Here is a 13325-nt window from a genome sequence, read left to right on the forward strand (position 1 = left end):
CGTTATTGCGAGGTCAAACGCTGCGAGTCTGTATAGGCCTTATCAATGCGAACAATAGCATCCTCTACAGCTTCATCCACATTTCTTCTTTGCACCGTAACTTCTTCAAATAAGCTTTTAACTGCCTCTGACATCTGTGGGAATATCGGTGTAATCGGTCGCGGTCTACCATATTTTTGATTTTGCACTACAAAGATATTAAGTGGATATTCGTTCAGCTCTGCAAATTGTTTGGCAACAGAGTAACGAACAGGGATATCTCCAGTAATACTACTATACAGCATCAGTCCTTCGTAACTAGTCATCCAATTGACAAAAGTCCATGCTGCATCTGAGTGCTTAGTTTTAGCAGAAATTCCAAGAGCCCAGCTCCCATTGGCTACTGCTTGACGCGTTACTTTCGGCAACGGCGCAACACCAAAATCAACACCGAGCTTAAAATCTGGGTAATTTTCTTCAATATGCGCCAGCGTCCATGTACCATCGATTGTAATACCGAGCTTTCGGTTCGGAAAAGCATCCAATGGATATTCGAAAGCTGCAACTTGATATTTGTTGAACAGCTCTGCATAGAAAGCAAGCGCTTGTTTTGTCTCTGGAGAGTCCAATGCTCCGCGAGCAGAAGTTCCAGACTCGTTCATTACGTCACCGCCAAATTGCCATATCATCGGATATTTGAAATAAGCGGTTGCGCCTGCATTTTGAAAACCTTGCGCAGGATCAATTCCGTAAACCCCTTTTTCAGGATTATTAATTTTAATTGCTGCGTCGAGTACTTGTTCCCATGTCCAAGCTTCGTCAGGATCAGCAGACGGAAGCTCTAACCCGGCATCCTGAAACAGCTTGATGTTGTAGAACATCGCGATGGAAGACTCTGTCATCGGTGCTAAATAAATATCATTGTGATACGTATAGCCTTCCATAGTAGATGTCGGTATATCTTCCAAATTTCCATCGATATTATATTGTTCCGTTAGTGGAAGGAGTGCATCAGCCTGCGCGTAGGAAGCAAGGCTTGGTGCGTCTATTGCCATAATATCAGGTGGACTGCCTGTGGCAACAGCAGTTCTTAGCTTCGTGTCATAATCCGCATATGGAAAAGCTAGCATGTCAATTCGTATAGTAGGATGCTGCTCCATAAACTTAACAATAAGTGTGTCATAAGCAAGATTCTCTAGTTTATTCCCAGAATTCCTCCAAAAAGTAAGCGTTACCACTTTTTCACTAGTTACATTGCCATTACCGTTAGACACATCATTAATCCTATCTATTTGAGCCTTCTCTTTCTCCTTGCATCCTGTAAGCATTAGCATTGCTATTAGTAAAAATAACCAGAAGGCTCTTTTACTCTTTTTCATTTCGTCAACTCCCTAGTCAACCTGTACATACGATTTAATCATTATATTATAACTGATAAATTCCTATAAATATTTTTATATCCTCTGTTATTAATTTGCAATTTCTTCTGTTCATAAAAAAAACGCAGCAAGTTATAAACTCGCTACGCTTTTTACTTAGCTACTCACCGAAACATTCCCCACAGCTTTATAAGATGTAGCGTGTTATTAGGGTCAATTTTTTGGGCAAGCACAAAATTAATAATTTGCTCTTCCTGTACCTCACTCAGCTTCTCCTGCAAAATTGTAGCAGATGTTCGAGTTAGCCTGCGGACCTTAGCACGATCCTGCAAGTCATACTTCGTTACATCACCAAGCAAATTTCGCATCTTTTCTTTAACGATGGGGTTCTTCATCTTAAGCTTTATTCGTTCTACAAACTGTGGACTAATCCCATATCGTTGATAACTCATACGTTAGACACCTCCAAGGCAACTATCCTAATGAGTTAACTATATGCGAATAAAACCAAAATCTTGACTAATCTATCTGTTCTCCTTGAAATAATGGGTCATTGCGGAGCCATTCTATTAATCTTGAATAAACGGCATCCTGCCAAAAGCTCTCTGTTGCTACAAGCGCAGCGGCATCCTCGCGTGCCTGCTCCAAAAGCTCATAATCAGCAACCATATCTGCTAGTCTAAACTCCGGCAAGCCGCTCTGCTTCGTTCCAAAAAATTCACCTGGACCGCGCAGCTCAAGATCTCGACGAGCAACCTCGAAGCCGTCATTCGTGTCGGTCATCACCTTCATCCGCTCTTGACCAACCTCTGATTTCGGATCAGCAAGCAGAATACAGTACGACTGATGCTCGCCACGACCTACACGTCCGCGTAGCTGATGCAGCTGAGATAATCCAAAGCGCTCTGCATCCATAATCATAATCACCGTAGCATTCGGCACATCTACCCCAACCTCGACAACGGTCGTAGCAACGAGCACCTGTGACTCATTTGCTGCAAAGCTGCCCATTGCCTGCTCCTTCTCAGCAGTACTCATCCGGCCATGCAGCAGACCGACCTTTAGATCGGGAAATGCGCCCTGAATCATCAAATGAACATCAATTGCATTTTGCACCTCGAGCTTGTCCGATTCTTCGATAAGCGGACAGATCACGTAGGCCTGCCTGCCTTCGGCAACCTGCTTGCGAATAAATTTGAGCGCACGATCCAACGATTGTGACTTAAGCCAGTAGGTCTCAATGGGCTTTCTCCCTTTTGGACGCTCACGAATCGTTGAAACATCCATATCTCCAAAGGCAGTAATGGCAAGCGTACGCGGGATAGGCGTTGCAGTCATCGTCAGTACATCTGGATGAATGCCTTTTTTCCTCAGTATGCTTCGCTGATTCACACCAAAGCGATGCTGCTCGTCAACGACAATAAGACCAAGCTTATTAAAATGCACATCCTCTTGAATTAATGCATGTGTGCCAATAACGAGATCAGCTAAGCCCATCTGCAGCTCAGCAAGAATATCCTTGCGTTTTCGCTCAGATACACTGCCAGTCAATAAACGAATGCTCATATTCGTATGTTCAAACAAGCGGGATAGGCTTTTCATATGCTGCTCAGCAAGTATTTCGGTAGGTACCATTAGCGCACCTTGATAGCCTGCTCGAATTGCACTATATAGAGCAATAGCAGCGACTACCGTTTTGCCGGAGCCGACATCCCCCTGTAGCAAGCGATTCATACTATAGCTTCGGCGCATATCAACCGATATATCATTGATTGCCTTTTTTTGACCAGTAGTAAGCTCGAACGGAAGCATTGCAGCAAATTCACGAATCCACTCACTCTTTAGCGGCATCGCAATACCTGCCTTACGTCGGTGAGACAGTGCACGATAAGCCTGCAGACGAAGCTGAAACAAGAACAGCTCCTCATACACCATTCTACGTCGAGCCTCTTGACCAGCCTCTAGATCGCCTGGAAGATGTATGTGCCGTATCGCTTCCGCACGATTCATCAGCTTGTATTTTTCCACAAGCGAATAAGGCAATATTTCCTCAACCATCGAGCTATATTGCTCTAGCGCTGAAGCAATCAATTTTCGAAGCCAAGGCTGAGTAATTTTCCCGCCAACCGAATAGACCGGCTGGAGTGTATCCATCTTCGCAGAAGGCTTTGCCTGATCTAAGAACTCGGACTCGGACACCGTCAGCTGCAGGCGAGAAGGCTCCCACTTACCCGTAAGCAGCACCTCACGCTCCGTTGTCAGCTGCTCACGGAGGAAATGACGATTAAACCAAGTCGCAGTAATTAATTGCATGCCTACCTGAATCTTGCAGGTTAAACGAGATTTAGCTTTCCCGTAGCGCTGAAGAACTGGAGCACCGCGTACAATGCCAACAACCGTTGTTTTTTCACCCGGTTTTACATCAAGAAGATCTCGTACGCGATAATCCTCATAGCGAAACGGAAAATATAACAGTATATCATTCACTGTAAATAAGCCAAAGGCGTGGAGCTCTTTTTCCTTAAGAGCACTCACGCCTTTCAACTGCTTTACAGGAATTTGATCAAGTTTGATCATTCCACTTTCACACCTTAAATAAGAATACTGCCGAAGTTCCTGGGCCAGTGTATGTACCGATTACTGAACCAACCGTTGTATAACGAACTTCCTTAATATTGAGCTCAGCAGTGACACGCTGCTCAAGCTCATTTGGCGTAGTATCGTCATCCGTCTTCGCAACAACTAGAATAAGCTCATCGTTACCATAGCTTTGCTTGAGAAGCTCAACAATCTTTGACATCGCCTTTTTAGTGCCTCTAGCCTTATCCACAGCAGTAACCGTTCCGTTCGGCTCGAGCGAAAGAATAGGCTTAATATTAAGTAACGATCCAATCATAGCAGAAGCCTTGCCAATTCTTCCGCCCTTTTGTAGATAGTCGAGTGTGTCGACAAGGAAATAAACGCCTGTGTTGTCATTCTGACACTGCTTCATGGCAGCAACAATCTCATCAACAGAAGCACCACTTTGTGCCATCTGAGCAGCAAGCACTACCTGCGCGCCATGTCCATAAGAGGCGGAGCAGGAGTCAACGACAGTAATGTCCGCTCCTTCAACCTCCACCATCGACTTTGCAATTGTCGCAGATTGATACGTACCACTGAGCACAGAGGCAAGATGAACTGAAATAATTGGAGCAGTCGGATCCTCTGCAAGCAATTGCTCATAAACCTCTAAAAATTCAGCGGGCGAGGGCTGAGACGTTTTAGGTAAAGCTGTAGATGCCTTCAAGCGTGAATAAAATTCCTCCGGTGTCAAATCAACTGCATCTCGATATGTTTCTTCACCAAAAAGAACTTTTAAAGAAATCATTGTAATTCCAAGCTCTTCACGGACTTCAGCTGGAATATCAGCTGTGCTGTCAGTAACAATTCTCACTTTACTCACGATTTACTTCAACTCCTCTCTGTTATGAACTAACCATTATTCAACTGCAAATACATACGGATAAAGAGGCTGACCACCATATTGAAGGTCAATTTCTAAATCCGAGTGATTCTCATTAATCCATTCACAGATCGCCGAAGTAACATCCTCCGTTGCATCTTCACCCGTTAATATAGTAATGATGTCTCCCTCATCCTCAAGCATGCTAGCAAGCAGTGCTTGACAAGCAGCAAGCAGGTCAGCCTCAGAGGTTACGATCGATTTCTCTTTAAGTCCAATATAATGACCCTCGGTAATCTCTACACCATCTATGCTTGTGTCTCTTACCGCTTTAGTCACTTGACCCGAGATTACCATGCTAGCAGCAGATTGCATCCATTCTTTATTGCGCTCAGGTGTTTCATCCTCTTTGAACGCGAGCACTGCGGCAATACCTTGCGGAATCGTCTTCGTTGGGATGATGGTCACTTGACGCTCTGTTAGTTGAGCAGCCTGCTCTGCCGCTAGAATAATATTGCTATTGTTAGGGAATATGAAAATATGCTCAGCAGATAAAGCCTCTATTGCTTTAACAAAATCCTCTGTACTTGGATTCATCGTTTGTCCACCTGATAGCACAACATCCACATCACTGCTGCGGAACAGCTCAGCGACGCCTTCACCAAGTGCAACAGCAATCATACCGTAAGGAGCGCGCTCAAAGCCATGCTCTGTAGGGCGATTATCAATAGCCTGTCCTGCCAAAAGCTCAGCAGCAGACAAATTAGCCTCACTGCTAGTCTCTTCTTCCTCAAGCAGCTGGCGATGCTGCTCACGCATATTCAGAATATGAATATCTGTCAGCTCACCGTAGCGTACAGACAGATTGAATACATCGCCTGGCTTGCGAGAATGAACATGAACTTTAATAATGTCATCATCCGTTATGACTAGAATTGAATCTCCGTCTTTAGATAATGCTTTCTTGTAAGCGGATTCATCAAACACTGCCACGGAATTTCCTGACACATTGCGCTTGATAAAAAATTCCATATCATAAAAGAATTCAATATCTAAAGTTTCTAGCTTCGCTTGTGCAGATGTTGGCTCGGAATGCTTCACCACATTGATTTCAGCGGGTGCTGCTACAGTTGCACTATCCTGTCCAACTTCAACCTTTGCACCAGAAAGAGCTTGCACAAAGCCTTCATAAATGTACACGAGACCTTGACCGCCAGAGTCTACGACGCCTACCTGCTTCAATACTGGTAATAGATCTGGAGTTTTTTGAAGCGCCTCATTTGCTCGTGCATGCACTTCCACCATTAGCTCTAGCACCTCAGTATTGCGTCTTGCAAATTGAACTGCATGACGTGCCGCTTCTTTGGCTACCGTTAGAATCGTTCCTTCAACTGGCTTAACTACTGCTTTATAAGCCAAATCAACACCATGCTGAAGTGCTGCTGCAATATCCATTGCTGTAGCCTGCTCCACATGTGCTAGAGATTTCGAGAAGCCACGGAACAGCTGTGATAGTATTACGCCTGAATTACCGCGTGCCCCCATTAGCAAGCCTTTAGACAACGCTTCTGCCGTTTTCCCTAAATGGGCGGACTGTTTGTTTTTTAGCTCCGTAATACCAGAGGTCATTGTTAGATTCATGTTTGTTCCTGTGTCACCATCTGGCACTGGAAATACGTTAAGTGCGTTTACCTTTTCAGCATTACGCTTTAGTAAGTCGGCGCCTAATAATGCCATACTCGCAAAATCAGATCCGTCAATTGCTCGCTTACTCAAAGAAATTCCCCTTCCTGCTAAGTAGATACCCTCACGTCTTGAACGAATATATTGACTTCGTTGACATCAAGGCCTATTACTTCGTTTACAACATAAGTAACTTTAGATCGAATATTATTTGCTACTTCAGAAATTTTTGTACCATAACTTACAATAATGTATAAATCGATATTTACACCGTTCTGAACTTGCCTTATTTCAACACCTTTAGTCAAGTTGTCTCGACCGAGAAGTACTGCAATTCCATCCTTAAGTCCGTTACGTGATGCCATACCAACTAGCCCATAACATTCTAAAGCAGCATATCCAGCAATGGTAGCTAAACAATTATCAGAAACTTGAATTTGCCCTAACGTATTGTTTAATTGTATTGGCATACTACTACACCCCTTGCCCTATATTATGGACTGATTTACATTGTACTATAAACTCGGAAGTTATTGAAGCCAAATGTTAAAAATCACTTAAATAGCCGTAGAATTAGGTTGAACCGTGTCAAACTTTATGTTACGATATTTAGGCGTGTTTATAATTGTAATGTTATAATGATGAGAAGCAAAAGCAAGCATAGCATGGATATGTTAAAGCTATGAACGGTTAAGCTATTTTCGCTCATAATTCGTGAAGGAGGTGTTTTTATGTCCCGCAAATGCTTCATTACTGGCAAATCGCCTAAAAAAGGTAACAGCGTATCTCACGCGAACAACGCAACTCGTCGTAACTGGGGAGTTAACGTTCAAAAGGTTCGTATTCTAGTTGATGGTAAACCAAAACGTGTATACGTCAGCGCTCGCGCGTTGAAATCTGGTAAAGTAACTCGCGTGTAATACGCTCTACTTACCATAGACAAAAGCACCTGATCCTCAGGTGCTTTTTTTTGTAAACCTAAAACTGGAACGAAGCCCAATCACTTGGTGTCGATATGATATTAATTTTTCTGAAATGTATTTAGTAAAGCTTTGACAAACCCGCCTAAAAACTTCGGCAGTTTAATCGTGTAAAATTTCATGCCCATCCCTCCTTGAAACGCACGGTGATCCGCATACTCAAATCTCCGCTCTTGTAAACCATATTATGCAGAAACTCGAAAACGTAGACCAACACTCGCCTAGGAGAACGAACTTTATTATAGGCTTGCAGCCTGCATTACATCAGGGTTATCCCTTATAAATTGGAACATCGCGATAATAACCACAATTAAAAAATACATCGCAATAGCTAGAACAATGAACGTAATACGTAGGCCGATTGTTTCAAAGCGGCGAAAAAAACGAATACCGATATATACGGTAAGCAAGGAAAAGAGGTATTTTGCAAAAGTTGTAATAGTAGAGAATAATGCAAGACTCCCGCCAGCAAGCAGGGCGTAGAGTAGGAGCCACATTACCGTAGAAAAACTAACCTTCATACGATCCCCCCTGTATAGGATGTTTTAAGATCGAGCTTTGATCACGATGTGTACTCAGCGATGCGTATTCGGCGGCGAATATCGCGTTCATCGCTCGCTCCAGTGCTCACGTACATAATTCGTACGCTCCGCGCTTCGCTTCTCTAGCTTCTCGCGATCTTCTTGGTGCTGAAAGCTCGATCTTAAAACTTTCATTGGAATTTGGATTGATCGAGCTTTGATCACGATGTGTACTCAGCGATGCGTATTCGACTGCGAATATCGCGTTCATCGTTCGCTCCAGTGCTCACGTACATAATTCGTACGCTCCGCGCTTCGCTCTAGCTTCTCGCGATCTTCTTGGTGCTGAAAGCTCGATCGAGCTTTGATCACGATGTGTACTCAGCGATGCGTATTCGACTTCGAATATGCCATTCATCGGAAGCCTCCGGTGCTCATGTACTTAACCCGTACATTCCGCTCCTCGTTTCCTAGCTTCATGGCATCTTCTCGGTGCTGAAAGCTCGATCTTAAAACTTCGATTGGAATTTGGATTGATTGAGCTTTGATCACGATGTTATACCTACGATCCATATTCGACGGCGAATATCGCATTCATCGCTCGCTGTAGTGCTCACGTACACATTACGTACGCTCCGCGCTTCGCTTCTCTAGCTTCATGGCATCTTCTTGGTGCTGAAAGTCTAAAGTTCCCCGATGTAATAAGCTCAATCTTAAACCTTCGATTGTATATTTGCTTTGTACTGCTTGTACTTCTTCATCGCCGATCACGATACTGCGGCTCGCGGATACCCCGCTTCTTACCACTATCTCAGCGATGCGATTGCTTCTGCGCGGTTTGGTGCGTTGTAGACGGCATTGCCGGCGACTAGGACGTTGGCACCTGCTTCGCGAACGAGTGCAGCTGTCTGCGCATTAATGCCTCCATCCACTTGAACATCAACATGTGTTAGTGAACGAGCCTCTAGCATGCTGCGCAGCTCCCTTAGCTTCGTCGTAGAATAAGGAATAAATGACTGTCCGCCAAAGCCTGGGTTCACCGTCATGATTAGCACCATATCAATATCCTCTAGAACAGGCGCTAGCGACTGCACAGGCGTTGCAGGATTAAGTGCAACACCAACGGGTAGCCCTTGCTCCTTAATCGCGTAGATCGTGCGGTGAAGGTGCGCACAGGCTTCTAGATGAATTGTGATGCGATCAGCACCCGCTGCAATGTAATCTTGTATCGACAGCTCTGGACGCTCTATCATTAGGTGTACGTCAAAAGGCAGCTTCGTTACTGAACGTACGGCTCCAATAACCGGTGGCCCGAACGTTAAATTCGGCACAAATTTTCCATCCATTACGTCAATATGCACCCAATCGGCGCCAGCTTCTTCAATGGATTTAATTTCTGAACCTAGCTGAGAAAAATCAGCAGATAGTATAGATGGTGCAATAATGGTCATGTTGAATTAGTACCTCCGTTTTTGTTCTTTCAGCTCCGTCAGGAAGGCTAAATAATGCTCATGTCTGCTGGATTCGATCTCGCCGTTCTCGACTGCATCTAATACGGCGCAGCCTGGCTCTTGAACATGCGTACAGCCTCTAAACTTGCAGTTAGGGGACAGCTCACGCATTTCTATAAATCCGTAGGACAGATCAGATATGCCTAGCTCTTGGAAATCAAGTTGGCTGAAGCCTGGCGTATCAGCAACATAGCCACCGCCAATATCAATAAGCTCAACATGGCGCGTCGTATGCTTACCTCGGCCTAGCTTATTGCTAATTTCATTCGTTTCGAGTGTGAGACCCGGTACAAGTGCGTTAAGCAGTGAAGATTTACCGACGCCCGACTGTCCTGCGAACACAGCAACATGGCCCTTCAATCGCTCGTGCAAGGCGCCAATCCCTTCATGCTCAACAGAGCTCGTACTATAGATCTCATAGCCCAGCTTGCCATAAATTCGCTTAACAGCTTCAAGGCTTGACTTAGCTTCTTCCTTAAGCTGCGTCTCAGCCTCTTCTGACATCGCAAAATCCTGCTTACTTAAAACTAACAGCGGCTTTATGCCTGCATGCTCGATATGTACAAGAAACTTGTCCAACAACTGAAAATTAAGCGAGGGCTCCACAACCGAGAACACGAGCACCGCAAGATCAACATTTGCGACAGGTGGACGGATGAGCTCCGTCGAACGAGGCAGCAGCTCGACAACGGTCCCTTCGCCATTTTCAGTTAATACATAATAGACCTCGTCTCCAACTAGCGGAGTCAGGCCTTTCTTCTTAAAAACTCCTCTAGCACGGCATTGTACCGTGCTAGAAGAGGTTTGATTATCATGAGGCTGAACATAGTAATATCCGCTTAAAGCTTTCACAATCACACCAGGCAGCATTGCTGAAGAATCTGGCACAACCTTATCATTCTTCTGTTGTGTTCGCCGGTTGATCGCTTTGCTCATCGTTATCATTAGCCTCCGTATTTTCGTTGTGCTCACCGCCACGTGAGAATGTTTCCTCGTCAGGAGTATGCGTAGGTTCAAGCTCTTGTCCTGGTACAACCATTTCATGTGAGCCTTGTGCAATATCTCCATAGTAAATATCTTTAATGTCCATAAATACGCCATCTCGATAAACCGATACCTTGGCTACCGTGTCTGGATCAAGTACAAGTGTCAAGGAAATATCAACAGTACTTGTAATTGTTCGCGGTTCGAGCTCCATGTTTTCACCACGCGCGTCTGAGTAATATATTTTCACTTCACTCGCTGATCCATGCATAGCGGGCGAAATTCTTACATTAAATTGATAGTTCTTTGCATCCTTTGGATAGCCAGAGCTTACGACAAGCGTCACTTTTGTACCTTTTTCCACCATCTCGTTCGGCTCTGCATTGCCTTGACTAATAACATGATCCTTCTCGAACAGATAACTAGCTTCATACTTGATATCTTGTTCCTCTAACACAAGACCACGTGATTCCAGAAGCAGCTTCGCTTCCTTTAACCGAGCGTCAGTCAGATCAGGCATTTCAACAAGCTCAGGCCCTTTACTTACTGTAAAGCTAATCAACACATCATCTGGATTTATTTCTTCACCAGCTGGTGGAGATTGCTCAAGAATTGTACCTGCAGGCGACTCGTCAAACACTTCAGTAAAGTCGATCTGAGCTTCCTTAACCCCGAGATCAATTAACGCATTAACCGTCTGCTGCTTCATAGAATTGATATAGTTATCCAATTCCTTCAGCTCGGGACCAGCACTTATCGTAAGCTCAATATATGTGCCTTTCTTAACCATCATACTCATCTTAGACTGCGCAATAACCTGATCCTTAGGAATAAGCTTACTCGTTTCTCGCGTTACTGGCTCTGTCACATTTAAGCCAGCCTCTGCCAACATCTTACGAGCTACTTCTTCTGTTTCCCCAACAACATAAGGAACCTTCACATCCTCTGTCCTAAAGGAATCCAGCAGCCTAAAAAATCCCCACAGCAGGGCCGCTAAAAACACTAACGTAATAAGCACAACAATTAACGGCTTTTTCCAGCCTCCAGATGTCTTTACAGGCTCTCCATCAACAAATTGTCCAGTATGCATCGTGACGGATGCTGTATCAGTAAGTCTTGCCGTATCGCTGTAGCGTGCCGTGCTGCTCATCTGCCCTGTGTTCATATCGTTAGGCATAGAGGTAGAGCGAATGGCTGGCATAACCTTTGTTTCCTGCATATCCACAGCATCATTAAACGTAATCTTTGGCTCATAGAGACGATGCGGCTGCAAGCAAGTTTCTAGATCAGCCATCATCGCTCGTGCTGATTCATAACGATCGTTCGGGTTTTTACGCATCGACTTTAATATAATGTTCTCAACTGACTGCGGAATATGAGAATTAACGACGCGCGGTTCTTCAAAATGATCCTGTAAATGCTTTAACGCGATGCTAATCGGACTTTCTCCGAAAAACGGAAGATTACCTGTTACCATCTGATACAATACAATACCTAAGGAATATAAGTCCGATTTTTCTCCTGTATTCACACCTTTTGCATGCTCAGGTGAAAAATAATGCACAGAGCCAACTACAGAGCCTGTGTGTGTTATTTTTGAAGAAGTTGCAGCTCTAGCTATACCAAAATCCGTTACCTTCACACGCCCGTTATTGCCGATTAATATGTTATGAGGCTTAATATCACGATGAATAATATGATTAGCGTGTGCGTGATCAAGTGCATCACATATTTGTTGAGCGATATGAACCGCTTCTTCAATCTGCAATGGTGCACGTTCAACTATAATTTCATTCAGATTATGTCCTTCGACATATTCCATAACGATATAATGTATATCTTCTTCTTGACCAACATCATAAATACTAACAACATTCGGATGCGATAAAGCAGCTGCGTTCTGCGCTTCTCTACGAAACCTACTAATAAACTCCTCGTCATTAACGAATTGCTGACGCAGTACTTTGACAGCAACCTTGCGATTAAGCAACACATCATGAGCCTTGTAAACAAGGGCCATGCCCCCACCGCCAATACGGGAAATAATCTCATAGCGACCAGCCAAGTCGTGTCCAATCATTATGATTCCTCCCTTCTGTCGGGGCTATCCTTCATATCACACAATACGAGTGTAATATTGTCTTCGCCGCCTGCCTCTAATGCAAGTTCTATTAATTGATCGGCACGCTGCTGCAAGGGCAGCGAGGAGGCAATCGTCTGATGCAATTGCTCCTCGCTAACGCGATTGCTTAATCCATCACTGCATAGCAGCAAAAGATCCTCATTCTTCCATTCCATAACGCGTACATCTACCTCTACATCATCATCGGTGCCGATGGCGCGCGTTAGTACATTTTTACGTGGATGATGCTCCGCCTCTTCAGCAGTTAGCTGTCCGGACTGAACGAGCGCATTAACTAAGGAATGATCCTCGGTAAGCAGCTCAATCCGTTCCTCATTGACACGATAAGCACGGCTGTCACCTACATGTCCAATAACGACAAGTGAGTGAATGAAGAGCGCAGCTACTATTGTCGTCCCCATATTGTGGTACTGTGTCAATTGCTTCGCAAGACGATAGATTTCTTCATTCGCCTGACGAATCGCAATTCTCATAAGTCGCTTCGCATCTTCGGCCGTCCAGTTGGAAATTTCATTATGCTGCTGCAGAATGCGTTCAAAAGCCTCCACAGCAACTTGACTTGCTACATCACCAGCTTGGTGTCCTCCCATGCCATCTGCAACGATAGCAAACGCAAGCTGATCATTTATCGAACCCGTCAATGCACTATCCTCGTTCACTTGACGGATTCTTCCTATATCACTGCGATTAACCATTAACA

Annotated in this window: 13 protein-coding genes; 1 reads left to right on the forward strand and 12 read right to left on the reverse strand. The window is 44.4% G+C overall.

Annotation, left to right across the window (positions count from 1 at the left end; all coding sequences use genetic code 11):
• Positions 1-2: 2 nt before the first annotated feature.
• From M3180_RS02085 to M3180_RS02110, 6 genes are all read right to left on the reverse strand, one after another.
• Positions 3-1358, reverse strand: coding sequence for an ABC transporter substrate-binding protein (locus M3180_RS02085; protein WP_251665567.1), 1356 nt, complete (start codon positions 1356-1358; stop codon positions 3-5).
• 164 nt (positions 1359-1522) lie between these two features.
• Positions 1523-1810 carry a stage VI sporulation protein F gene (locus tag M3180_RS02090; protein WP_251665568.1) on the reverse strand — a complete coding sequence of 96 codons (288 nt, stop codon included), beginning with the start codon at positions 1808-1810 and terminating at the stop codon, positions 1523-1525.
• 67 nt (positions 1811-1877) lie between these two features.
• Positions 1878-3935, reverse strand: a complete 2058-nt coding sequence (gene recG / locus M3180_RS02095; protein ID WP_251665569.1) for an ATP-dependent DNA helicase RecG — start codon at positions 3933-3935, stop codon at positions 1878-1880.
• 7 nt (positions 3936-3942) lie between these two features.
• Entirely contained in the window at positions 3943-4803 is an 861-nt protein-coding gene (locus tag M3180_RS02100; RefSeq protein ID WP_251665570.1) for a DegV family protein, read from the reverse strand.
• Positions 4804-4839: 36 nt separating this feature from the next.
• Positions 4840-6579, reverse strand: a complete 1740-nt coding sequence (locus M3180_RS02105; RefSeq protein ID WP_251665571.1) for a DAK2 domain-containing protein — start codon at positions 6577-6579, stop codon at positions 4840-4842.
• Between the two features lie 17 nt (positions 6580-6596).
• On the reverse strand, positions 6597-6956 hold the full coding sequence (locus tag M3180_RS02110) for an Asp23/Gls24 family envelope stress response protein (RefSeq protein ID WP_251665572.1): 360 nt from the start codon (positions 6954-6956) through the stop codon (positions 6597-6599).
• Between the two features lie 261 nt (positions 6957-7217).
• Here M3180_RS02110 and rpmB point away from each other — a divergent pair, with 261 nt between their 5' ends.
• Positions 7218-7406, forward strand: coding sequence for a 50S ribosomal protein L28 (rpmB, locus tag M3180_RS02115; RefSeq protein WP_251665573.1), 189 nt, complete (start codon positions 7218-7220; stop codon positions 7404-7406).
• 101 nt (positions 7407-7507) lie between these two features.
• Here rpmB and spoVM read toward each other — a convergent pair whose 3' ends face one another.
• From spoVM to M3180_RS02145, 6 genes are all read right to left on the reverse strand, one after another.
• Complete coding sequence (spoVM, locus tag M3180_RS02120; protein WP_123039970.1) at positions 7508-7588, reverse strand: stage V sporulation protein SpoVM; 81 nt, start codon at positions 7586-7588, stop codon at positions 7508-7510.
• A 117-nt stretch (positions 7589-7705) separates the two neighbouring features.
• The gene (locus tag M3180_RS02125; RefSeq protein ID WP_251665574.1) at positions 7706-7987 is read right to left on the reverse strand and encodes a hypothetical protein; all 282 of its coding nucleotides are present in this window, start codon (positions 7985-7987) and stop codon (positions 7706-7708) included.
• A gap of 806 nt (positions 7988-8793) precedes the next feature.
• Positions 8794-9438, reverse strand: coding sequence for a ribulose-phosphate 3-epimerase (gene rpe, locus M3180_RS02130; protein ID WP_251665575.1), 645 nt, complete (start codon positions 9436-9438; stop codon positions 8794-8796).
• 6 nt (positions 9439-9444) lie between these two features.
• Complete coding sequence (gene rsgA / locus M3180_RS02135; RefSeq protein ID WP_251666337.1) at positions 9445-10368, reverse strand: ribosome small subunit-dependent GTPase A; 924 nt, start codon at positions 10366-10368, stop codon at positions 9445-9447.
• Between the two features lie 25 nt (positions 10369-10393).
• The gene (pknB, locus tag M3180_RS02140; RefSeq protein WP_251665576.1) at positions 10394-12562 is read right to left on the reverse strand and encodes a Stk1 family PASTA domain-containing Ser/Thr kinase; all 2169 of its coding nucleotides are present in this window, start codon (positions 12560-12562) and stop codon (positions 10394-10396) included.
• Positions 12562-13320 (reverse strand): Stp1/IreP family PP2C-type Ser/Thr phosphatase, encoded by a 759-nt coding sequence (locus M3180_RS02145; protein WP_251665577.1) that lies wholly within the window; start codon positions 13318-13320, stop codon positions 12562-12564. Before M3180_RS02145 ends, pknB begins: the two co-directional genes overlap by 1 nt.
• Between the last annotated feature and the right edge of the window lie 5 nt (positions 13321-13325).

Origin of the sequence: Paenibacillus camelliae (assembly GCF_023715345.1) — a bacterium.
Lineage (GTDB): Bacteria > Bacillota > Bacilli > Paenibacillales > Paenibacillaceae > Pristimantibacillus > Pristimantibacillus camelliae.

Bases quoted from the DNA above. Each gene is read 5' to 3' on its own strand.
- M3180_RS02125 (WP_251665574.1), bottom strand. From the start codon at position 7,987: ATGAAGGTTAGTTTTTCTACGGTAATGTGGCTCCTACTCTACGCCCTG.
- rpmB (WP_251665573.1), top strand. From the start codon at position 7,218: ATGTCCCGCAAATGCTTCATTACTGGCAAATCGCCTAAAAAAGGTAAC.
- recG (WP_251665569.1), bottom strand. From the start codon at position 3,935: ATGATCAAACTTGATCAAATTCCTGTAAAGCAGTTGAAAGGCGTGAGT.
- M3180_RS02110 (WP_251665572.1), bottom strand. From the start codon at position 6,956: ATGCCAATACAATTAAACAATACGTTAGGGCAAATTCAAGTTTCTGAT.
- rpe (WP_251665575.1), bottom strand. From the start codon at position 9,438: ATGACCATTATTGCACCATCTATACTATCTGCTGATTTTTCTCAGCTA.
- rsgA (WP_251666337.1), bottom strand. From the start codon at position 10,368: ATGCTGCCTGGTGTGATTGTGAAAGCTTTAAGCGGATATTACTATGTT.
- M3180_RS02090 (WP_251665568.1), bottom strand. From the start codon at position 1,810: ATGAGTTATCAACGATATGGGATTAGTCCACAGTTTGTAGAACGAATA.
- M3180_RS02145 (WP_251665577.1), bottom strand. From the start codon at position 13,320: ATGGTTAATCGCAGTGATATAGGAAGAATCCGTCAAGTGAACGAGGAT.
- pknB (WP_251665576.1), bottom strand. From the start codon at position 12,562: ATGATTGGACACGACTTGGCTGGTCGCTATGAGATTATTTCCCGTATT.
- spoVM (WP_123039970.1), bottom strand. From the start codon at position 7,588: ATGAAATTTTACACGATTAAACTGCCGAAGTTTTTAGGCGGGTTTGTC.
- M3180_RS02085 (WP_251665567.1), bottom strand. From the start codon at position 1,358: ATGAAAAAGAGTAAAAGAGCCTTCTGGTTATTTTTACTAATAGCAATG.